Source organism: Tichowtungia aerotolerans (genome assembly GCF_009905215.1).
Lineage (GTDB): Bacteria > Verrucomicrobiota > Kiritimatiellia > Kiritimatiellales > Tichowtungiaceae > Tichowtungia > Tichowtungia aerotolerans.
Window position 1 is genome coordinate 2,600,018 of the sequence record NZ_CP047593.1, and the last position, 20,863, is coordinate 2,620,880.

A 20,863-nucleotide genomic window follows, 5' to 3' on the forward strand; every position below is an offset into this window, starting at 1 on the left:
AATCAGTTATGGGAAAACTTTTTGGAACAGATGGTGTTCGCGATATGGCGAACATGGGCAACATGACTGCTGAGCAGGCATTGGAAATCGGTCGGGCTCTGGCGTATGTCTGTAAAGAGTACCACAAAGACAAAGGGACCCGGCCGCGGATTGTGATTGGGAAGGATACCCGCCTCAGTGGCTACATGCTTGAAACTGCACTGACTGCCGGAGTCACTTCCGTGGGGGTCGATGTGCTGCTGCTCGGACCGCTTCCGACGCCGGGGGTGGCATTTATCACACAGGATATGCGCGCGGATGCCGGCATCGTCATTTCTGCTTCGCATAACCCCTATCATGATAACGGCATTAAGATTTTTTCTCGCACCGGCTACAAGCTGCCCGATGCTGAAGAAGAAAAGATGGAAGAGCTGATCAACAGCCATGAGTTGCGTGAGTTTCGTTCGACCGAGTCCGACATCGGTAAAGCCAAGCGTATCGATGATGCCATTGGCCGCTATATTGTCTTCTGTAAAAACACCTTTCCGGATGGCATGACGCTCGATGGCATAAAGATCGTTCTCGACTGTGCTAACGGGGCCTCCTACAAGGTTGCACCGATCATCTTTTCTGAGCTCGGTGCCGATGTTTCTGCCATTCATGTGTCGCCGAACGGCATGAATATCAATGACAATTGCGGTTCGCAATACACCGATGATCTTAAAGCGAAAGTGCTGGAAACCGGGGCAGAAATCGGACTGGCTTTTGACGGCGATGCCGACCGGCTGATTGTTGTTGATGAAAAAGGAAATGAACTGTCCGGGGATCAGATTATCGCCATCTGTGCAAAACAGTACAAGGAGCGTGGACTGTTGTCGAAAAATGAAGTGGTTGCCACGGTTATGAGCAACTTCGGCTTTTTCGAAGCCATGAAAAAGATGGATATTGATGCGGCGGTAACTCAGGTCGGCGATCGTTACGTGCTGGAAAGAATGCTTGAAGATGATGCGGTGCTCGGAGGCGAGGCCTCCGGGCATATGATTTTCCACAATCATCACACGACAGGGGATGGCATTATTGCTGCGTTGCAGTTGCTCAGTATACTGCGCGAAACCGGCAAGCCGCTTTCAGAGCTGGCTAAGATCATGGATATTTTCCCTCAGCGACTCATCAATATTGATGTGAAAGAGAAACCACCGGTTGAGGAAATTGCCGGCTTGCCGGAAGCCACCGAAAAAGCTGAAGCTGAACTGGGTGACAAGGGGCGCGTATTAATCCGCTATTCCGGCACGCAGCATATGTGCCGCGTGATGGTCGAAGGCCCCACCGAGGAAATGACCAACCGCATTGCTGAAGATCTTGCTGATGTTGTGCGCAAAAGTATCGGCTGCTAGGCAGATCCCTCCGTTCGTTTAAAATAATGTCTTGAATCGCCCCATTCATTAAAGCCGATGGTTTCGCCAATGCCCGTGATGCGGGCGGTCAGGCAGCCGCGGCACATGGATGAGTTCTCATCGGTGCAGGGCTTGTTGTCGTAGAGCGTGTAGTTCGGGCGGTATTCCGTTTCAGTGACGTTCGGCATAATCACATTGGCGCCGCATTGGAGTCCCATTTCGCGTCCGGTGTGTTCGAGTGCCTGAAGAGCGGTGGCGGCAGCAATATTGATGTCTTTCAGCACGATGCGGATCAGGGCAATCATCTTCAGCCCGAGCGTCAGTGCGGCCTGTTTTTGTGCGTCGGTGTAGGGCGGGATTTCCTGTCCCATCGGTGTATCGCGGTGCGGGATATAAGGACCCATCCCGACCATGTCGATATCGATCTCTTTCATGAAGAGAATGTCGTCGGTCAGATCCTGCATGGTCTGTCCGGGCAGCCCCATCATGACGCCGGTTCCAACTTGCCAGCCGGTTTTTTTCAGCAGGGTGAGGCAGCGCTTGCGCTCTTCAAGTGAGTGATCCGCCGGGTGGAGTTTTTTGTACAGCTCCGGGTTGGTGGTTTCAATGCGCAGCAGATAACGGTGGGCTCCGGCTTCACGCCAGCGGCGGTAGGTTTCCTCGGTCTGCTCGCCCAGCGACAGCGTGATGCCCAGCTTGCCATCGGTTTTTTCTTTGATGGTTCGCACAACGCGTTCGATCATATCGATGTACGCAGCGTCCTTCCGCTCGCCGGACTGAATGACGGCCGAGCCGTATTCGTTTTCAAACGCCCAGATCGCTTCGCGGATGATTTCATCTTCATCCATCTGAAAGCGTTCGACGTTGCGGTTGCTTTTCCGGATTCCGCAATAATAACAATCCTTTATGCAGATATTGCTGCATTCAATAATGCCGCGGAAATAGGCAACCTTGCCGACATGGCGTTCTTTGACCCGGTATGCGCAATCGTACAGTGCCTGTAGGTCATCGGCATCACTGATTTCCAGCAGTGACTTGATTTCATCTGGAGCCAGCTCTTTGCCGCAATCCACTTTATTTAGAATTTTTCTAATCATGGTTACCTTGTTTTATTAAACCGCCAAGGCGCCAGGGGGCTGGCGTGACGGGCTGTCTTTTCTGGGCGTCCTGGCGGTTTAAAAATATAGATCCCGCTGCCCGTTCTTAACCTGTTCGATGCGTTCGATCAGCTGTTTTTTTTGATCGCCGTCAGGCATGCGTTCGAGCTCGCGTTCAACCTGCTTCATCCCGGCTTCTTTTGTTTCCTCCGAGGCGTAGTCCTCGATGTACTCAAGAAACGTGAGGACGGCGTTCGGCGTGCAGAAGCGTTTTACAAAGCCCGGCACTGCAAACTCCATGAAGTGTTCGCCGGTGCGGCCGAGGCGGTAGCAGCCGGTGCAGAAGCTCGGCAAAAAGCCCGCTTCGGAGAGCTCGCGCAGAACCAGATCGAGCGGTCGGCCGTCGTTGAGCACAAACTGGCTCTTTTCGTAGGATTCGCTGCCCTGGGTTGAGTAGGCGCCGACGCCGATGTCAGAGCCCGCGTCGATCTGTGAGACGCCGAATTCGATGACTTCATTGCGGATCTCGACCGATTCGCGGCAGGTGAGGATCAGGCCGGTGTACGGAACGGCGAGGCGAAGGATGGCCACCAGCTTCTTGAAGTCGGCATCGTTGACGCCCGGGAACTGCTGGGTATCCGTTCCGATGGCCGGCTCGATGCGCGGGAAGCTGAGCGTATGCGGGCCGACGTTGTATTTCTCTTCCAGATGGATCGTGTGGTAAAGCAGGCCCATGGCTTCGAATTTCCAGTCGAACAGTCCCATCAGCGCGCCGAGGCCGACGTCGTCGATGCCGGCGTCCTGCGCGCGGTCGAGGCCGTAGAGACGCCACAGGTAATCGCTTTTCGGTCCCGACGGATGAACGCTTTTATAGGTTTCCTGATGGTAGGTTTCCTGGAAAATCTGGTAGGTGCCGATGCCGGCGGATTTGACCAGTTTGTAGCCCTCGACATCCAGCGGCGCGGCGTTGATGTTGACGCGGCGGATTTCGCCGTTTCCTTTTTTGATGCTGTAGGTTTCCACGACGGTGTCGTGGATAAACTGCGCGTCATATTTCGGATGTTCCCCGTAGACCAGAATCAGGCGTTTGTGACCGCGGTCGACCAGTGCTTCAATTTCCTGGTCGAGCTCCGGCATGGTCAGGGTTTTGCGGGACACCTCTTTGTTGGAGCAGCGGAAGCCGCAGTATTTGCAGTTGTTGATGCAGTTATTGCCGATGTAGAGCGGGGCGAACAGGACAATGCGGTTGCCGTAGATGCGACGTTTCAGCTCGCGTGCGCCTTCGAAAATTTCCTCGAGAAGTTCCGGATCCTCTGTGTTGAGCAGCACGGCCATCTCTTCCGGGGCGAGTCGGTTTTTGTCGAGTGATTTGGCGATGATTTCGCGTACCCGTTTCGTGGTCGGGTTTTTCGTATTCTCCAATGTTTGGAAAATTTCAGCCTCGGGAATGAAGCTGGTTAGTCCTGTTGTATCGATTTTCATAGTGTCCTTTCAAAAGCATCTAACGCTGCCGGGAAGGGAGACAGCACCCGTTTGAGTACGCCCTGCGTCTGCGAGATGCAGAGCCCGTAGTTGGTAATCGGCACACCGGCCGCTTCGCATTTTTCAATGCGTGACAGGATTTCGCGCCGGTTGTGCATACAGCCGCCACACTGCACAACGAGGCTGTATTCGCTCAGATTATCCGGGAAATCGCGCCCGGCATACACATCGATCTCCAGGTTGCAGCCGGTATACTGCCGCAGCCATCGAGGAATTTTCACGCGCCCGATATCGTCTTCAGCTGCATGATGGCTGCACGACTCCGCGATCAGCACCTTGTCGCCATCCTTCAGCTGATCAATGGTCGCCGCACCTGCCGCCAGCCTTGGCAGATCGCCCTTGAGCCGTGCGAAGAGAATCGAAAACGTCGTGCAGGGGATCTCGTTCGGCGTGTCGCCGACCATTTTCAGGACGACCTGCGAGTCGCAGATGACGATGTCCGGCGGCGTCTTCAGCTGATCGAGCATCTGCGTGTATTCGCGTTCCTTAACAACCAGTGATGCCGCGTCGTTATCGAGCGCATCGCGGATGGTGGACACCTGCGGAAGAATCAGCCGGCCCTTTGGCGCCTGCAGGTCAATCGGCACAATCAGCATCGCCACTCCGCCCGGCCTCACCAGGTCGCCGACCAGCGGCGGCGGAGAGATGAACTCGTTGGGACAGACGTCCAGCAGGCGGGTTTTTAGAGCGGAGAGAACCCGTTCCCGGGAGGACGGGTCGGTCGAGTTGCAGGAAATCTCAGGCGAGTCGGATACGTCTGACAGGTCCGATTTGTTCCGAACTCGAAGTACAGGAATCCTTTTTTCTTTGGCGAGTGCTGAGACTTTTTCTTCAAATTTACCAATCTGATCGCCGTCGCAGATCAGAAGGATGACATCGGCGCGGTCGAACACCTTTTCGGTTTTCTCGACGCGCTTGCCGCCGAGAACGGTTTCGTCGTCGAGTCCGGCTGTGTCGATAAACACCACCGGGCCGATCGGCAGCAGTTCCATCGTTTTTTCGACCACGTCGGTCGTTGTTCCGGCCTCTTCAGAGACAATTGAAACATCCTGTCCGGTGATCAGGTTCAGGAAACTTGACTTGCCCACGTTCGTGCGGCCGAACAGCGCAATGTGCAGTCTCAGACTTTTCGGTGTCGTTTTCATTTATGGCCCAGTGACATCAGGTTCTGCGGGGAAAGGACTTTCTCGACCGTTTGTTTCCCCAGTTCTTTTTCTAAAAATTCGCGGATGGTTCCGTTGCTCAGCTGTTCAAACTGTTTGAACAGTTCGGCGCAGCGGTCGTATCCAAGCATTGGAACAAATGCCGTGATGATTTCCGGAGAAGCATACAGCCGTTCCAGACATTTGCCTTGATCTGCATCAATTTCTTCGGCGTGTTTGGCCAGCATCCGCGATGCAGTAACCAGCAGGTCGATCGACTCAAGCAGGGCGTCGGCCAGCAGCGGCATAAATTCGCAGATCTGCAGAGACCCGCGTGCGACACAATCACTGATGATCGTGTTGTTGGCTTTTACCTTGATTCCAATCTGAATGATGCTTTCGAGAATCACCGGATTGACCTTGCCGGGCATGATGGATGATCCGGCCTGCACGGCGGGCAGTCTGATTTCGCCGAGCATCGCGAGTCGGCGCAGGTCGTCGCCGACTTTAATGAAATTGACCGCGGCGGCATTCAGAATTCCGGAGACTTCGACGAAGCAGTCGGCGTTGGCGGTTGCTTCGATCATGTTTTCCGCGCGGCTCAATCCCAGTCCGGTCTCTTCGCGCAGTTTCTCGATGACGAGGAAAATATAGCTGCGCGGTGCGGTCAGACCGGTGCCGATGGCTGTTCCACCGAGGTTGACGGTGCGCAACCGCTCTTCGCATTTAAAGGTGCGCCAGCGGTCGTGGGCGAACGCTTCGGCAAAGGATGCAAACTGCGCGCCGAGGGGCAGCGGAACCGCGTCGACCAGTTCGGTTTTTCCAAGCACTGGAAGAGTCGCCCACGTTTTTTCCAAGGTTTGGAAAACGCCCTGAAGTTTGGCCAGGTCTTCGCTCAGGTCCCGTACGCCGCGAATGGCTGCGACCTTGAGTGCGGTCGGATAAGTATCGTTGGTTGACTGGTGCAGGTTGACTTCTTCGATCGGATGGGCTCCGGCTGTGAGTCCGATCAGTTCATTCACCATCATGTTTGTGGAGGTGCCGGCGCCTCCCTGAAGAGCAGAGAGGGGAAGCTTGAAACTCGAAACCTGAAACTCGTCAACTGCAGTAATGATGGAATCAGCTTTTTCTGGAGCCAGATAGCCAAGCTCTTTGTTGGCGAGGGCGCAGGCCTTTTTGACGGCGAAGTATGCAGTGATCAGGCGCGGACTGACAGTTTTTCCTGGGATCGGGAAATTATCCAGTGCCCGCGCGGTATGGATTCCCCACGGGCAATCCGCCGGAAGCGCCTTTTCACCAAGCTGATCTGTTTCGATGCGAGGTTTCATTTTGCTTTGCTCAGCATGGATTTAACAGAGACGCCTGGCAGGCAGCCGAGTTTGCCGGTGAGGACGCCGAGTTCGTCGGTCGTGGCGTCGACGATGAGGGTGATGGCGGAGCAGGAGCGTTTTTCGTAGGGCACACCCATACGGGCAACGACGATGCTGCCAAACCGTCCGAGCAGTTCGTTGACCGCCGCGGCGTTGGCCTCCCGTTCCTCAATAATGATTCCGACAAATCCAAGTCTCTTTTCCATCTGTATCGCTCCAGCAAAAACGCCCCGTCGCATTTCTGCGGCGGAGCGTTTTAAAGGCACTCATTCAAATGAGTAAGTGCGTCCTAAACTTTTCCGTTCGCCTTGGGTCAGGGATGGGCCCCTTGCCGCAGAAAACCTGTTTAGTGTATCTGTTTTTTATTTTTTGTAAACTGCGCGTTCCTGATAGCCGGTGTGAAGCAGCTCGTGAGCTTTGTGGCTCATCGGTTCTCCCAGGAATTCCTCGTAGATCTTGGTGATCATCGGGTTGTGGTGCGAGCAGCGCTGTACGGATTTTTCATCATCCGTATAGATTCCGGCGGTGCGTTTCAGGCGAACTTCGTCGGTCGCGCCGTGCGGCTGTCCACCACCACCGATGCATCCGCCGCGGCAGGCCATTACTTCAATGAAGTGCCACGGAAGTTCTTCGCCGTTTTCTTTGGCTTGACGCACTTTGTCGAGAACCGCTTCGACGTTACCCATCTGGTGGGCGATGGCGATGCGGATCTTGGTGCCTTTGATGTCGATCTCGGCTTCTTTCACACCTTCGAGACCGCGGCAGTCGATGAAGTTGACGTCTTCGAGATCCTCTTTGGTGATGAGGTAGTAAGCCGAGCGCAGGGCCGCTTCCATAACACCGCCGGTGACACCGAAGATGGTTCCGGCTCCGGAGTATTCCCCGAGCAGGCTGTCGGCTTCTTCTTCCGGCAGTTCAGTGAATTCGATGCCGGCCTGCTTGATCATACGGGCAAGTTCGCGGGTGGTGAGGGCAACATCAACATCCTGGAATCCGGTGGAGCTCATGTTGTCGTCACGGGAGACCTCAAACTTCTTGGCGGTGCAGGGCATGATGGAAACAACGTACATGTCTTTGGCTGCAACGCCGGCTTTTTCAGCGTAGTAGCTTTTCGCCATGGCACCGAGCATCTGCTGCGGCGATTTTGCCGTAGAGAAGTTGTCGATGAAGTCATTGGCGTATTTTTCCATGTAGTCGGTCCAGGCCGGGCAGCAGGAGGTGATCTGCGGCAGGACGCCGCCTTCTGTGACGCGTTTGACGAACTCGGAACCTTCCTCAAGGATGGTGAGGTCGGCGGTGAAGTTGGTGTCAAACACGGCGTTGAAGCCGAGACGGCGCAACGCCGAATAGAGCTTGCCGGTGGACAGGGTGCCGGGTTCCATACCGAATGCTTCGCCGATGGCGACGCGAACGGCCGGAGCAATCTGAACCACACAGTGTTTTTCACCTTCTTCAAGCGCGTTCCACACCGGCCGGGTCTGATCGTTTTCGTAGATGGCGCCGACCGGGCAGTGGGCAGAGCACTGTCCGCATTTGATGCAGGGGCTTTCGTTGAGCGTAACGTCCGCTGCCGGAGCAATGCGGGTGTCTTCTCCGCGCCCGATGAATTCGAGCGCCCAAACACCCTGCATGTCCTGGCAGACTTTTGCACAGCGTCCGCATTTTATGCATTTTTCCGGGTTGAGAACGATGGAACCGGTGCTGTTGTCGACCGGAATCTCAGCGATACGCTTTTCGTAAGGAACTTCGCGGATGCCGAACTCTTCGGCCAGCGTCTGCAGCTCGCAGTTTCCGTTGCGTCCGCACTGCAGGCAGTCATTCGGATGCGTGGAAAGTGTGAGTTCCAGTACGGTCCGGCGAACTTTAACGATTTCCGGGTCGTGGGTGATGATCTTCATGCCCGGCGCAACCGCAGTGGCGCAGGCACGCAGCATTTTCGGGGATCCTTCCGCTTTGACGACGCAGATACCGCAGGCAGCCCACGGTTCCAGGTCGTGATGAAAACAGAGTTTCGGGATCTTAACGCCGACCTGTTCGGCCGCGTCGAGGATGGTGGTTCCGGCCTCTACGGAGACGGGAATGCCGTTGATTTCAAGTTCAATCATACTCATTGGTTTTCTCCCTCAAAGGTTAGGCGCGGTCGATGGCCTCAAATTTACATTTCGTGAAGCACTGGCCACACTTGATACATTTGTCCTGATCGATGACGTGCTTCTGTTTGACTTCGCCGGAGATGCAGCTCACCGGGCAGACGCGTGCGCAGGCGGTACAGCCGACACAGTTGTCGTTGATGCTGAAGGACAGCATGTCTTTGCATTTTCCAGCCGGGCACTTGTTGTCTTCGATGTGGGCTTTGTATTCATCCTCGAAGTACTTCATGGTGGACATCACCGGGTTCGGTGCCGTCTGGCCGAGGCCGCAAAGTGAGGCTTTGCGCATGGCGTGTCCAATGTCTTTCAGCTTCTGCAGGTCTTCGACTTCACCTTTGCCTTTGCTGATGCGGTCAAGGATGTTGTAGCAGGTGCGTCCGCCGATACGGCAGGGGGCGCATTTTCCGCAGGATTCATCCACGGTGAATTCGAGGTAGAACTTGGTGACGTCGATCATGCAGTCGTCTTCGTCCATCACGATCATTCCGCCGGAACCCATCATTGAGCCGATGGACATCAGGCTTTCGTAGTCGATTGGGGTGTCGAGGAACTGCGGGGTGATGCAGCCGCCGGAGGGACCGCCGGTCTGCGCCGCTTTGAACGGCTTGCCGCCGGCGATGCCGCCGCCGATATCAAAGATGATTTCACGCAGGGTGGTGCCCATCGGAACTTCGATCAGGCCGGAGTTGTTGATTTTGCCGGTCAGAGCGAACACTTTGGTTCCCTTGGAGGTTTCGGTTCCGATGCTGTTGAACCATTTGGCGCCTTTCAGAAGGATCACCGGAATGTTGGCCCAGGTTTCAACGTTGTTAATGACCGTCGGTTTGCCCCACAAACCTTTAACAGCCGGGAAGGGCGGACGGGGAATCGGCATTCCGCGTTTTCCTTCGATGGACGCGAGCAGCGCGGTTTCCTCTCCGCAGACGAACGCACCGGCGCCGAGACGAAGCTCGATATCGAAGCTGAAGTCTGTGCCGAGAATGTTGTCGCCGAGCAGGCCGTATTCCTTGGCCTGAGCGATCGCCAGGTTGAGGCGGTCAATGGCGAGCGGGTATTCCGCGCGAATGTAGATGAACCCTTTGGAAGCGCCGACGGTATAACCGGCGATGGCCATGGCTTCGAGAACGGAGTGGGGGTCCCCTTCGAGAACGGAGCGGTCCATGTAGGCGCCCGGGTCCCCTTCGTCCGCGTTACAGACGATGTATTTCTGGTCGGCTTCAACCCCTTTGGTGAAGCCCCATTTGGTGCCGGTCGGGAAACCGGCTCCGCCGCGGCCGCGCAGGCCGGAATCTTTGATTTCCTGAAGAACATCGTCCGGGCTCATTTCGAACAGTGCTTTTTCAAGAGCACCATACCCGTCGCGAGCGATGTATTCATCGATGATTTCCGGATTAATGACCGCACAGTTGCGCAGTACGATACGGAACTGTTTGCGATAGAAACCGATATTGTCGGTGTCGACCGGAGTTTTGTCGGAGGAGGGTTCTTTGTAAATCAGGCGGTCAACCGGACGTCCTTTAACGATGTGTTCGGCAACGATCTCTTTAGCATCCTCCGGCTTGACCTTTACGTAGAAGGTTTCGTCGGGGAGGATTTTTACAATCGGACCCTGCTCGCAGAAACCGAAGCAGCCGGTTTTAACGAGCTGAGCTTCTTCCTCAACACCAGCGGCTTTGAGTTCAGCATTCAGGTTTTCGTAGAGTTGTCCGGCCTTACTGGATTCGCATCCGGTGCCGGTACAGACCATAATGTAGTTTTTGTATGCCATATCCAGTCCCCTTAGTCCTTGATGATGTCTGTTGAGGGTTTGTCAAAAATGTGATCGCTGACCAGTGTCTTGTTTTTCAGGTGGTCGCGAACAATGCGGCGGGCGGTGTCTTCGTCGACGTTTCCGTAAACCACATCGGGCATGCCTTCCATTTTGACTTCCACGGTCGGTTCGGAGAAGCACAGTCCCATACAGCCGGTTTGTTTGATGGTCGCATGGGTGACGCCCGTTTTATCCATTTCGTCGAGAAATGCGTCAAATGCAGCTTTTGCGCCGGCCGCAATGCCGCAGGTTCCCATTCCGATAATTACCTGCGCAGTTTTGCCTTCTGCATCGCGCTGGTTCATCGCCTGTTTCTTTTCATCGCGCAGTTTGCGCAAATCGTCCAGTGTCAGCTTAGCCATAATTTATCCTGCCTTTCTTAAATCTTCTTCCTGTGAACAGATATAGGTTTTCATCAGCATCAGGTTCTGCGTGTCGTTCAGGTCCCCGAGGGTTTCTTCGAGCTCGGTGCGTGAAAGCGTGTAGCGGTCGCTGTCGATTTCGCGGGCAATTCGCAGCTCGAAGCTGCCAGCCTGCGAGATCATCATCGTTGCCGCCGCGGCGAAGTCGCCGAAGGGCGGCAGGTCCACATGATCTGCCGCGGCCCGAAACTCAACCAGAGTTCCGCGGCCTTCTTCGCTTTCAACTGTCGCGCGGCCGCCGACCGCATCAGCGGTCTGGAACAGAAAGGGCAGACCTAGGCCAACGCGACGATGCGCGTGCTTTTTCCCGTCGCTGTAGAACGGGTCTGTTGCCTTTGCCTGAACGTCTCTGCTCATTCCCTTGCCGTTGTCTTTCACGCTGAACGCAATCTGTTTCCCGGTTTCCCGCACGGTCAGTTCAACCTCGGAGGCTCCCGCCTCAACAGAGTTTTGAACCAGGTCCATGATCAGATCGCAGAGTGTTGCATGCACCTGATTAGCCTTCGAAGCGTTCCAGGATTCCTTTGAGTTCTTTGGTCTTTACGTTACCGAATACTTCGCCGTTGACGGTCATCACCGGAGCCAGGCCGCAGCAGCCGATGCAGCGGACCGCTTCAACGGAGAATTCACCATCGGCGGTTACGGTATTGAGACCCACACCCAGAAGGCGTTCGAGTTCGAGGATCAGATCCTCGCCGCCTTTGAGGTAACAGGCGGTCCCCATGCAGACCGCAATCTGATTGCGTCCCGGCTTGTTGAGTTTGAACAGGTGGTAAAAGGTGATTACTCCGTAGATTTTGGCAACTGGAACATCCAGCAGGTCTGCCACTTCAAAAGCGGTTTCACGCGGAATGTATCCAAAGTGTTCCTGCACTTTGTGTAGAACCATAATCAGGTTGCCCGGCTTATCTTTCCATTCACTGATAAATCCGGTCAGTTCGGCCGGTAATGTATTCTCAGACATATGTTTCCTCCAAATTGAAGTTGGCAGGGTACTTAAGCTAAAAGGACAGACAACTAAAATGTCATTTATCTGTTATTTTAGATGACATATAGGTAATATTTTTAACATAAAAAACGCATTTTTGGCAAAGATATGTGAATGTTGTAACAATAAATTGCTTGGCAGAACCCGCATGAATGGTGAGTATTGCGTATTTCGTATTGTATTAGAATAATTTGCGATGTCTGGGAAAAGCCATGCTGGAAATTCCAGAGCTTGAAAAATTGCATGTTTGTCAATGTGCAGTAAGGAGTCGCCCTCATGAAAACCAATGAAGAGATCATTAACCGGCTGATTCGCTACCGCAATGTGCTTCAGAAAATGAAAGGCCTCGGTTTTGCCCGTGTCTTTTCTGATAATCTGGCCGATGCGGTCGGGGTCTCTCCGTCGCTGGTTCGGAAGGATTTTTCCATGTTCGAGCTGACCGGCAATAAGCGGGGAGGGTATCAGTTGCAAACCCTTTTAGACCGTTTGAGTCAGCTGCTCGGGAAAGACAAGAAACAGAATATTATTGTGGTCGGGTGCGGAAAGATCGGCCGGGCACTCATGAACTACAATGGATTTCCAAGGGTTGGAATCCGCGTGGTTGCCGGGTTCGACAGCGAGCCCGCCTTGCTTTCGCCTGATGCGCCGATCCCGATCCTTCATGTGAGAAAGATGAAGCAGTACATTGCCGATAACGATATTAAGGTTGCGGTTTTGACTGTTCCCGAGCCGTCTGCGCAATCCATTCTCGACTCGCTCATGAAAGCGAACATTCGCGGCGTCGTAAACTTTGCTCCTATTACCTTAAAGGGTAGCGAGTCGTGCTTTATTCACAACATCAACATTGAGCAGGAGTTTGAAAAACTCTTTTACCGTATTCAGTTTGCCGAGCAGCAATGATGATTGAGCGGTGTTTGTGCGGCGTATGAAAATCTCAAAAATTGTTTCGGGTGGGCAGACCGGGGCGGATCGGGCGGCACTTGATGCGGCAATTGCCTGCGGAATTCCTCATGGCGGCTGGTGCCCGAAGAGGCGCCGCGCGGAAGACGGCCCGATTCCGTTGCGATATAATCTGAGTGAAACCGAATCAGCTGATTATGCTGACCGGACCCGGGCGAATGTTGTCGACTCGGATGTCACATTGATTTTCAGCCACGGTCCGCTGAGGGGCGGATCGCTGTTAACGCAGCAGTTTGCTCAGGAATTTGGAAGGCCGTTTGTATGCATTGATTTGGATGAGATCTTCCCGTCTTCAGAAGACAGGGGCGACGATGACCTTTCGGTTTTCCGGATATTGGAAAAAAATCTTTCAGACCTTGGAGACACAGTGCTGAACGTCGCTGGCCCCCGTGCCTCCGCTGATCCGCAGATCTATGATGCGGTTTATAGAGAAGTTTGTGATATTTTGGCTCATTTTGGCGGTTGATTGATTTCGGGTTTCTGGTACAAACTGTCGCAGTTGTTTTTTTGGAGAGGCCTATGAAATCAAGGTTTTTGGATAAACTGATCGATCGGCTGGATCGGATGGACTCCGATGCGGTTCAGACACAGTTTTTGCATTTGGCACGCGAAAAAGGGCTGTTGGAGACCATTTTTCAGGCGATTCAGGAAGGCATCGTGGTGGTCGGATCGGGTGCAAGCATCCGTTATGCAAACCGTATGGCGGAAAGCCTGTTCGGCTTTAAGCTTGATGATGCAGAGGGGCAGCCGATCGCACGCTACATTCGGGACATTGACTGGGAAAAGGTGTTGAGTCTGGATGGGGATGAGTGGGAGAAGCTGGTCCGCCGGGAAATTGAGGTGACCTATCCTGACCACTGTTTTGTGGAATTTTATGTGGTGCCGCTTTCGACGGTGGAAGAGGGGAAGCAGGGTGCGGTGGTTATTTTCCGTGATGTAACCCGCGACCGAGCCAGCGCCGAGGAATCGCTTGAGTCCGAGAGAATGAAAGCGCTGACGTTACTGGCGGCGGGCGTGGCACACGAGATCGGGAATCCCCTCAATGCGGTGACGATTCACCTTCAGCTGATGGAGCGGGAGCTCGAAGAGGTCGCGGATCCGGCTTTGCGGGAGAGCCTTGCGGAGCTGGTGGATGTTTCCAAACGCGAGGTGCATCGGCTCGACCGGATTATTACACAGTTTCTGCGCGCGATTCGTCCATCCCTGCCGGACCGGAAACCGGTGAAGATGGAGCGGATACTCGATGAGACGCTGGAGCTGATGAAGCACGAAATTTCGAATCGCCGTATTTTGGTGGAGCGTAAGAGTGTAAAGAACGTACCGACGGTGCCGGCGGACGAAACGCAGGTGAAGCAGGCGTTTTTCAATATCATCAAAAATGCGCTGCAGGCGATGGAGAGCGAAGGGATTTTGAAAATTTCGATCGAGGTGAGCTCGCGGTTTGTGAGTGTGTGTTTTGAAGATAACGGTCCGGGGATTTCATCGGAAGATCTGGGATCTATCTATGAGCCTTATCGCACGACGAAAGAGGAGGGGTCGGGGCTTGGCCTGATGATTGTTCAGCGAATCCTGCGCGATCATGGCGGCGAGATTGAAATCAGCTCAACTCCGGAGCACGGCACGACCTTTACGCTGCATTTCCCGCGCGATGATGTGCGAATGGCGCTTTTGGAGGCTCCGAATACAAAGGGTGAGTTATGAGTGATAAACCAGTGATTCTTGTTGTCGACGATGAGAAAAATACGCGCGAGGGATTGGCGCGGGCGTTAAAGCGGTCGTATGCAGTTCATACGGCAGAGAGCGGTGCTGCTGCGCTGGAGATTCTGAGCGAAAATCATGTGGATGTGATGCTGAGCGATCTGCGTATGCCGGTGATGGATGGCATGACACTGATACAGCGTGCTCTGGCGTCTTCACCCGAGCTGGTTTGTATTCTGCTTACGGCATACGGCAGTATGGAGACGGCGGTGGAGGCGATGCGTCATGGTGCGACGGATTTTTTGACAAAACCGGTGAACCTGAAGGAGCTCGAGCTGGTGCTGGAGCGCGTTTTGCGGTCGCGGCAGGCTGAGACGGAAAATCGCCAGCTCCGTGAACAGCTCGATTCCAAGTTCGGAATGGAAAACATTATCGGCAATTCGCCACAGATGCAGGAGGTGTTCGATACGGTGCGTCAGGTGGCTGCGTCGCGGGCGACGGTTTTGATTCAGGGAGAGAGTGGAACCGGAAAAGAGCTGGTGGCGAAAGCGATTCATCAGCTCAGCAGCCGCAATAAGGCGACATTCGTTCCCGTGCACTGCGCGGCGCTTTCATCGACGCTTCTTGAAAGTGAGCTGTTCGGGCATGAGAAGGGGGCGTTTACCGGAGCTACGGAGCGGCGCAAGGGGCGCTTTGAGATGGCGGACGGCGGGACGCTGTTCCTTGATGAGATCGGAGAAATCGACTCGAGTGTGCAGGTGAAAATCCTGCGTGCGCTGGAAGAGAGAACGTTCGAACGGGTCGGCGGGCAGGAGACTGTAGAGGTGGATGCCCGGCTGGTGGCTGCGACCAATCGGGATTTGAAGCAGATGGTGGCGGATGGCGATTTTCGTGAGGATTTGTTTTATCGCTTGTATGTGGTGGCAATCACTCTCCCGCCGCTTCGTGAGCGGGTTGGCGATATTCCACTGCTTCTGAAGCACTATCTGGATGAGTTTAATGCAGAAAACGGCCGGGATATCGAAGGGTTTGCTCCGGAAGCACTGGATTTGCTGACATCTTACAACTGGCCCGGCAATGTGCGCGAACTGCGTAATGTGGTGGAGCAGACCGTCGTGTTATCCCGTGGGAAGCGGATTGGTGCACGTGACCTTCCTGTGCATATTCGTGAAGTCAGTTCGGAGGGGCCGGTTGTGTCTTTGGGTAATGGTACGCTGGAGGATTTAGAGAAGCAGGCGCTTATGCAGGCCCTGAAGGCCTGTGCCGGCAACCGAACCCGCGCAGCGGAACAGTTGGGGATCAGTCGGAGGACACTGCACCGTAAAATTGCCGAGTACGGGTTTGAGGAACTTAAATGAGTTTTGGGTTGAACAACAAGAGGCCTTCAAGGATGCTTTGAAGGCTTGTTATCCGATCGGGAGAAATCAATGGCGAAAGAACAAAAACAACCCTTTGAGTCGACACTTCAGGACCTGGTATACAGTCTGGATGCCGGTGCCGGTCTGAAACTGATTCGCATGCTTCTTTTCTGTTTTGTTACGCTGGTTATCATTGTGATTTTCACAGGGAATCAGTTCCGCGGATTTAATTCCGAAGCCGCAATGGACTCTGCCCAGCTGGGACGGAATCTGGCCGAAATGAACCGCTATGTCACCCAGACCGTCCGGCCCGCCTCAATTGCTCAGGTGTCGGCCCATACATTTGATGGAGATGCCCGAATCGGATTTCACCCCGAGCTGATTCGCCCCCCGGCCTATCCGGCCATACTGGCTGTGGCCTTTAAGTTTTTTAATCTGGTCGGTGTTGATTTATTTCCAACCAGTGAAAAGTTCCAGGGGATGCAGATTTATCCGGCCGAGCAGTGGGTGATTGTTCCGATCAACCATTTGTTTGTTCTTTTGACAGGGGTGATGTTGTATCTGCTGGGAAGGATGCTGTTTTCACAAAAGATCGGTCTGCTTAGTGTTATAACCTATTTTCTGTCTGCCATGGTATGGCAGGACAGTATTTACGGTTCCGGGATTCCGGTTCTGTCTTACTTTGTGATCTCTGCATTTTATTTTATTGTGCTTGCGATGAATTTTCGCCGAGAGCGGCGGTCGAATGTGCAGTGGATGTCACTGTTTCTGCTTTCGGTTCTTTTTTCCGCGGCCGCGTTTTTGACGCATTATGCTGCGCTTGCGGTGCTGCCGGGAATTGCTCTTTTTGTTTTGATCATGGGGACGCGCGCCCAGCGGACTGAGCATCTGGCTTTCTTCTATCTGGTCTTTGTGCTGCTGGTGGTCTCGCCATGGTTGCTGCGCAATTATCAGATCAGCGGGAGTCCGTTGGGAATGGCTCCGCATCTTGCGTTAACCGATACTGCAAAATACCCCGCTGATACGCTGATGCGCACTTTGAGCCCGAAGTTCAACTTGATTTCTGACTTCGCTGCGGTTCGTGCAAAGTGCGCAGAAAATTTTAATCGGCTTTATACAGGGAATCTGACCGCCCTCGGCGGTGGATTGCTGATGGCGTTTTTCGTTGTGACCTATTTTTACCGGTTTGTTCGGGTTCATGTGCACAAGCTGCGCTGGGGAATCGGATTATCGATGCTGCTGTTCTTTATCGGAGCCGGTTGTTTCGGCGGTGACAGCATGCGGCTTTATCACATTTTCTGGCCGTTTGTAATTCTCTACGGATTGGCTTTTTTCTCGATTCTGCTCGACCGGCTCGATATTACGATCGATTTGTATAAAATGGGCCTGACTGGATTTGTGATTGCCCTGACGGCATTACCTTTGTTCATTACCATCTTCCTTGCTCCGGCTCCGAAATCGACCTATCCGCCGTATTATGTGCCCTTTGTGATGAAGGTCAGTGAGTTGTTGAAGCCGACGGAACTTATGTGCTCGGATATGCCCTGGGCGACTGCGTGGTATGGTCGACGTGTATCCATCCTGCTGCCGAAAGAGCTGGAGGATTACTACGAAATCAACGACTACCGGAAATATATCAGTGGGTTGTATATTACAACGCTGACGAAAGACCGGCCGATGGTTTCTGGTTTGCTGAATGGTTCTGAGAAAACCTGGTTCCCGGTTGCCATGGGACAGCTGCCCAAAGACTTTCCTCTGCGTCATGGCTTTCAGCTGAATGAGCAGGATCAGCTTTTCCTGACAGACAGTGTTCGCTGGGGGGCTGGTGATGTTCAGAAAAGAGAGGGTGAGGCGGCAGAAGGCGGCGCAGCAGCTGCCGCTCAGCCGGCTGCACAATAATCGGAGGCATTCCTGTGCGTATTGTTTTTTTTGGATCTGCATCCATCGGGTTCCCCTTGCTGGATGCGTTGCTTGCCAGTCCGTTGGATGAGGTTGTTGCAGTCATCACCCAGCCGGACCGCCCGGTTGGTCGCAAGTTGAAGCTGACTCCCTGTCCGGTCAAAGATTATGCTCTTGAAAAAGGCCTTCCAGTCTATTCGCCTGAAAAAGTCGGTGATCAGGACAGTGTCAGCCGGCTCAACGCTCTGAACGCCGATTTGTTTGTGGTGGTGGCCTATGGACAATATATCCCGCAGTCGGTGTTGAGCTTGCCGCCAAAGCGGGCCATCAATCTCCATCCGTCTTTGCTGCCGAAATATCGCGGTTCGTCGCCGATCCAGTGGGCTCTGGCCAATGGAGACACGGTTACAGGCGCAACGATTCTGTATGTCAGCGAAAGAATGGATGCGGGTGATATTATTTTGCAGAGTGAAGTTTCGATTGGGCCGGAAGACAATGCGGTGACGATGGAAAAACGTTTGTCTCAGGTCGGAGCGGAGCTCCTGATGCAGGCGATCGATCAGATTCGATCAGGCACGGTTGACGCAAGGCCGCAGGATGATGCCTCTGCCACGGAGGTGCGCAAGCTGGTTAAGGAAGACGGTCGTCTTGACTGGACGCTTCCTGCTGAAGTGCTCAACAACCGCATTCGCGCTTTTGTTTCCTGGCCGGGTTGTTTCTGCGAAGCTCCATCAAGATCCGGATCACTGAGGGTTAAGGTTTTCCGCGCTCAGGTTGAGGCCGGTTCCGGTGCTCCGGGAGAGGTGCTGGATGTTTCGGGGGACGGACCGCTTATTGCAACGGGGCGGGAAGCCCTCCGGTTGCTGGATGTTCAGCCTGCCGGAAAAAAAGTTATGGATGGTTCGGCGTATCTGCGGGGGTATCCGCTGGCTCCGGGCAGTCATCTGGCTTAACAGACTTTTGTTCGATTCGCTCAATCAGTTGTGTATCTTCCGGCGAAAGGTCTACTGCTTTCTTCCAGTGTTTGATGGCCGCACAGGGATCGCCCAGCTTTAGGTAGGTGTCTCCGATATGCTCCCAGATGACAGGATCGTCATGGATCTGTTCGCTCGCTTTTTTCAGTTGCGCCAGAGCTTTCGCGTAGTCGCCCTTCATGTAATAAATCCATCCGAGTGTATCAATGAAGGCGGCGTTGTCGGGATCGATATTCAGCGCCTGCTGAACCAGTTCCAGTCCCATGTCCAGTTTCTCCCCGCGTTCAGCCCACATGTATGCAATGTAATTCTGCGCGGAGGCCACAGTGGTTGGCGTTCCCTGATCAATGGCTTTGCGAAACTGTGTTTCCGCTTCTTCAAGCTGGCCGGTTCGTTCGAGGATAATGGCGTATTGGTAGTAGAAGAACCCGTTCAGCAGGTTGGTCGGTCCGCCATTGCTGGCGAGGGTCTCGAACTGGCGGGCATTGAGCAGGGCATCGTCGTAGTTTTTCTGATCGGCCTGAAGGATGGTCAGGTAATAAAACGGTTCGGCGGTATCAGGCTGAAGCTGCTGAAGCTGTTTGAGCAGGGCAATGGCTTCCTGGGTTGAAACCGGAGGTCGATCAGAAAACAGCATCTGCATATATCCAGCCAGGACGGCGAGATCGTTTTTTGAAGCAAGATCCAGCACATTTGCCGCTTCTTCTGTTCGGCCGGTTTTTTGGGCCGCAGTGATAAGGCTGAGAGTAAAGAACGGAGCGTGAGTCCAGTCGACATCCGGTGTGTTTTGCAGTACATCACTGAAAACCGTATAGGCCTCTTCGTATCGTTCCTGCCGAACGCGCAGGTAACCTGTAATGGTTTGCAGTCGTTTGTCTTCCGGATAGGCCGCTGCCGCTGCGCTCAGAACATTTTCAGCTTCTTCAATTCGATTCAGGTCCAGATAAATCGAACCGAGCTGGATATGATAGAGAACCGGCGCATCCGAGTGGTCAGTGATATAGTTCTGCAGATAAGATGCCAGTTCGCTTCGTTTGTCCTTTGGAAGCTTTTCGCTGAGATACTGCGTCCACAGCTCCGGATCGGTGCGGGTCTGGCGAATCAGTTCGTCGCACATCGCCAGGGCCGCTTCAATTTTACCTTCCTGGATGTAAATATCGAGCAGCTGCCGGGCAATCAATACATCGCCGGGATCCAGCGCGTAGGCCTTTTCAAAGGCCTTTTTCACTTTTTCGAAGTCCTGTATGGCGAGGTAGGCATAGCCCAGCTGTTGCCATTGACGGGGATTGTCGGGTGCCAGATCCAGTGCCTGCTCCAGCAGGGTGATGCCCTTCAGAACCGCCGTCCTGATTTTCGCATCGTCCTTCAGATCGCGGGCCCGCTCGATATAAAGGGTTCCCAGCAGGTTCAGGATTTCTGAGTTCCCGTTGTCCTGTGCCGCCATACGCTCCAGAACCGTAATCGCTTCTTCGCTTTTATTTTGTGCCGCCAGAAAGCGTGCAAGTGCCAGTTGACTTTCCGGGGTCTGGGGGAAATCCTGGGCCGCTTTGCGAAAAAGGATGTCTGCTTCTTTCGGGTGATCGGTCAGCACGCATACCTGTGCGTGGAGAAGGATCGGATAAAGAGTGTTCGGCTTCTTTTTTTGAAGCTCTCTGCACAGGTCCAGGGCCTGTTCGCTTCGCTTCAGTCGCAAGGCGCTGGCGATGGCGGGGGGGTAGAGTTCTTCTTCGCCGGGGTCGATCTGGATGGCTTTCAGAAAATGATCCAGGGCGGCATCCAGGGTGCCGGATGTTTCCGAAAGAAGGGCAAAACTGAAATGCGCCAAAGCCTCAGCCTGGTCGTTGACACTCAGCTGAGGCTTCAGGTCGGGAGTTGGTGAGGTGCATCCGGCAATGCAAAGCAGGACGCCCAGTTGAAAAACTCTGCGAATCCATGCCTTGCGGGATGTATCCACGACAACCCCCTTAAAGGAATCCACTGAAACCCGGTTCATGGAATACTGAAGATAACGGCTTCGTTCAGTATTCCATAAATCCGACATTTCAATTCCACTTATTTCTTCTTGTGACGATCCGCGCGA

18 protein-coding genes are annotated in these 20,863 nt (G+C 53.9%); 7 read left to right on the top strand and 11 right to left on the bottom strand.

Annotated elements, in window-relative coordinates:
• The first annotated feature begins 8 nt into the window (after positions 1–8).
• Positions 9–1,373, top strand: a complete 1,365-nt coding sequence (gene glmM, locus GT409_RS10620) for a phosphoglucosamine mutase (protein WP_160629066.1) — start codon at positions 9–11, stop codon at positions 1,371–1,373.
• On the opposite strand, the gene hydE is transcribed toward glmM, so the two are convergent.
• The 10 genes from hydE to GT409_RS10670 form a co-directional block, all read right to left on the bottom strand.
• Positions 1,370–2,470 (bottom strand): [FeFe] hydrogenase H-cluster radical SAM maturase HydE, encoded by a 1,101-nt coding sequence (gene hydE, locus GT409_RS10625; RefSeq protein ID WP_160629067.1) that lies wholly within the window; start codon positions 2,468–2,470, stop codon positions 1,370–1,372. The genes glmM and hydE overlap by 4 nt on opposite strands.
• A gap of 78 nt (positions 2,471–2,548) precedes the next feature.
• Positions 2,549–3,952 (bottom strand): [FeFe] hydrogenase H-cluster radical SAM maturase HydG, encoded by a 1,404-nt coding sequence (gene hydG / locus GT409_RS10630; RefSeq protein ID WP_160629068.1) that lies wholly within the window; start codon positions 3,950–3,952, stop codon positions 2,549–2,551.
• Positions 3,949–5,157, bottom strand: a complete 1,209-nt coding sequence (gene hydF, locus GT409_RS10635; protein WP_160629069.1) for a [FeFe] hydrogenase H-cluster maturation GTPase HydF — start codon at positions 5,155–5,157, stop codon at positions 3,949–3,951. Before hydF ends, hydG begins: the two co-directional genes overlap by 4 nt.
• Positions 5,154–6,482 carry a lyase family protein gene (locus GT409_RS10640; RefSeq protein WP_160629070.1) on the bottom strand — a complete coding sequence of 443 codons (1,329 nt, stop codon included), beginning with the start codon at positions 6,480–6,482 and terminating at the stop codon, positions 5,154–5,156. The genes hydF and GT409_RS10640 overlap by 4 nt, the downstream gene beginning before the upstream one ends.
• On the bottom strand, positions 6,479–6,730 hold the full coding sequence (locus GT409_RS10645) for a TM1266 family iron-only hydrogenase system putative regulator (protein ID WP_160629071.1): 252 nt from the start codon (positions 6,728–6,730) through the stop codon (positions 6,479–6,481). The genes GT409_RS10640 and GT409_RS10645 overlap by 4 nt, the downstream gene beginning before the upstream one ends.
• A gap of 156 nt (positions 6,731–6,886) precedes the next feature.
• On the bottom strand, positions 6,887–8,635 hold the full coding sequence (locus tag GT409_RS10650; protein ID WP_233231532.1) for an NADH-dependent [FeFe] hydrogenase, group A6: 1,749 nt from the start codon (positions 8,633–8,635) through the stop codon (positions 6,887–6,889).
• A 19-nt stretch (positions 8,636–8,654) separates the two neighbouring features.
• Positions 8,655–10,442 carry an NADH-quinone oxidoreductase subunit NuoF gene (locus GT409_RS10655; protein ID WP_160629072.1) on the bottom strand — a complete coding sequence of 596 codons (1,788 nt, stop codon included), beginning with the start codon at positions 10,440–10,442 and terminating at the stop codon, positions 8,655–8,657.
• Positions 10,443–10,453: 11 nt separating this feature from the next.
• Positions 10,454–10,846: a (2Fe-2S) ferredoxin domain-containing protein gene (locus GT409_RS10660; RefSeq protein WP_160629073.1), complete on the bottom strand. Its 393-nt coding sequence runs from the start codon at positions 10,844–10,846 to the stop codon at positions 10,454–10,456.
• Between the two features lie 3 nt (positions 10,847–10,849).
• A complete protein-coding gene (locus GT409_RS10665; protein WP_160629074.1) occupies positions 10,850–11,398 on the bottom strand; it encodes an ATP-binding protein in 549 nt (182 codons plus the stop codon).
• A 4-nt stretch (positions 11,399–11,402) separates the two neighbouring features.
• Positions 11,403–11,870 (bottom strand): NADH-quinone oxidoreductase subunit NuoE family protein, encoded by a 468-nt coding sequence (locus tag GT409_RS10670; RefSeq protein ID WP_160629075.1) that lies wholly within the window; start codon positions 11,868–11,870, stop codon positions 11,403–11,405.
• Between the two features lie 300 nt (positions 11,871–12,170).
• On the opposite strand from GT409_RS10670, the gene GT409_RS10675 reads away from it, so the two are divergent.
• From GT409_RS10675 to fmt, 6 genes are all read left to right on the top strand, one after another.
• Complete coding sequence (locus GT409_RS10675) at positions 12,171–12,794, top strand: redox-sensing transcriptional repressor Rex (RefSeq protein WP_160629076.1); 624 nt, start codon at positions 12,171–12,173, stop codon at positions 12,792–12,794.
• A gap of 25 nt (positions 12,795–12,819) precedes the next feature.
• On the top strand, positions 12,820–13,320 hold the full coding sequence (locus GT409_RS10680) for a putative molybdenum carrier protein (protein WP_160629077.1): 501 nt from the start codon (positions 12,820–12,822) through the stop codon (positions 13,318–13,320).
• A gap of 53 nt (positions 13,321–13,373) precedes the next feature.
• Complete coding sequence (locus GT409_RS10685) at positions 13,374–14,555, top strand: two-component system sensor histidine kinase NtrB (RefSeq protein ID WP_160629078.1); 1,182 nt, start codon at positions 13,374–13,376, stop codon at positions 14,553–14,555.
• Positions 14,552–15,910 carry a sigma-54-dependent transcriptional regulator gene (locus tag GT409_RS10690; protein WP_160629079.1) on the top strand — a complete coding sequence of 453 codons (1,359 nt, stop codon included), beginning with the start codon at positions 14,552–14,554 and terminating at the stop codon, positions 15,908–15,910. The genes GT409_RS10685 and GT409_RS10690 overlap by 4 nt, the downstream gene beginning before the upstream one ends.
• 69 nt (positions 15,911–15,979) lie before the next feature.
• Positions 15,980–17,809 carry an ArnT family glycosyltransferase gene (locus tag GT409_RS10695; RefSeq protein ID WP_160629080.1) on the top strand — a complete coding sequence of 610 codons (1,830 nt, stop codon included), beginning with the start codon at positions 15,980–15,982 and terminating at the stop codon, positions 17,807–17,809.
• 14 nt (positions 17,810–17,823) lie between these two features.
• Positions 17,824–18,762 carry a methionyl-tRNA formyltransferase gene (gene fmt / locus GT409_RS10700; RefSeq protein WP_160629081.1) on the top strand — a complete coding sequence of 313 codons (939 nt, stop codon included), beginning with the start codon at positions 17,824–17,826 and terminating at the stop codon, positions 18,760–18,762.
• Here fmt and GT409_RS10705 read toward each other — a convergent pair.
• Positions 18,701–20,824: a tetratricopeptide repeat protein gene (locus GT409_RS10705; RefSeq protein WP_160629082.1), complete on the bottom strand. Its 2,124-nt coding sequence runs from the start codon at positions 20,822–20,824 to the stop codon at positions 18,701–18,703. The two genes, fmt and GT409_RS10705, sit on opposite strands and share 62 nt — an antisense overlap.
• Between the last annotated feature and the right edge of the window lie 39 nt (positions 20,825–20,863).

Bases quoted from the DNA above. Each gene is read 5' to 3' on its own strand.
- glmM (WP_160629066.1), top strand. From the start codon at position 9: ATGGGAAAACTTTTTGGAACAGATGGTGTTCGCGATATGGCGAACATG.
- hydE (WP_160629067.1), bottom strand. From the start codon at position 2,470: ATGATTAGAAAAATTCTAAATAAAGTGGATTGCGGCAAAGAGCTGGCT.
- hydG (WP_160629068.1), bottom strand. From the start codon at position 3,952: ATGAAAATCGATACAACAGGACTAACCAGCTTCATTCCCGAGGCTGAA.
- hydF (WP_160629069.1), bottom strand. From the start codon at position 5,157: ATGAAAACGACACCGAAAAGTCTGAGACTGCACATTGCGCTGTTCGGC.
- GT409_RS10640 (WP_160629070.1), bottom strand. From the start codon at position 6,482: ATGAAACCTCGCATCGAAACAGATCAGCTTGGTGAAAAGGCGCTTCCG.
- GT409_RS10645 (WP_160629071.1), bottom strand. From the start codon at position 6,730: ATGGAAAAGAGACTTGGATTTGTCGGAATCATTATTGAGGAACGGGAG.
- GT409_RS10650 (WP_233231532.1), bottom strand. From the start codon at position 8,635: ATGAGTATGATTGAACTTGAAATCAACGGCATTCCCGTCTCCGTAGAG.
- GT409_RS10655 (WP_160629072.1), bottom strand. From the start codon at position 10,442: ATGGCATACAAAAACTACATTATGGTCTGTACCGGCACCGGATGCGAA.
- GT409_RS10660 (WP_160629073.1), bottom strand. From the start codon at position 10,846: ATGGCTAAGCTGACACTGGACGATTTGCGCAAACTGCGCGATGAAAAG.
- GT409_RS10670 (WP_160629075.1), bottom strand. From the start codon at position 11,870: ATGTCTGAGAATACATTACCGGCCGAACTGACCGGATTTATCAGTGAA.
- GT409_RS10675 (WP_160629076.1), top strand. From the start codon at position 12,171: ATGAAAACCAATGAAGAGATCATTAACCGGCTGATTCGCTACCGCAAT.
- GT409_RS10680 (WP_160629077.1), top strand. From the start codon at position 12,820: ATGAAAATCTCAAAAATTGTTTCGGGTGGGCAGACCGGGGCGGATCGG.
- GT409_RS10685 (WP_160629078.1), top strand. From the start codon at position 13,374: ATGAAATCAAGGTTTTTGGATAAACTGATCGATCGGCTGGATCGGATG.
- GT409_RS10690 (WP_160629079.1), top strand. From the start codon at position 14,552: ATGAGTGATAAACCAGTGATTCTTGTTGTCGACGATGAGAAAAATACG.
- GT409_RS10695 (WP_160629080.1), top strand. From the start codon at position 15,980: ATGGCGAAAGAACAAAAACAACCCTTTGAGTCGACACTTCAGGACCTG.
- GT409_RS10705 (WP_160629082.1), bottom strand. From the start codon at position 20,824: ATGTCGGATTTATGGAATACTGAACGAAGCCGTTATCTTCAGTATTCC.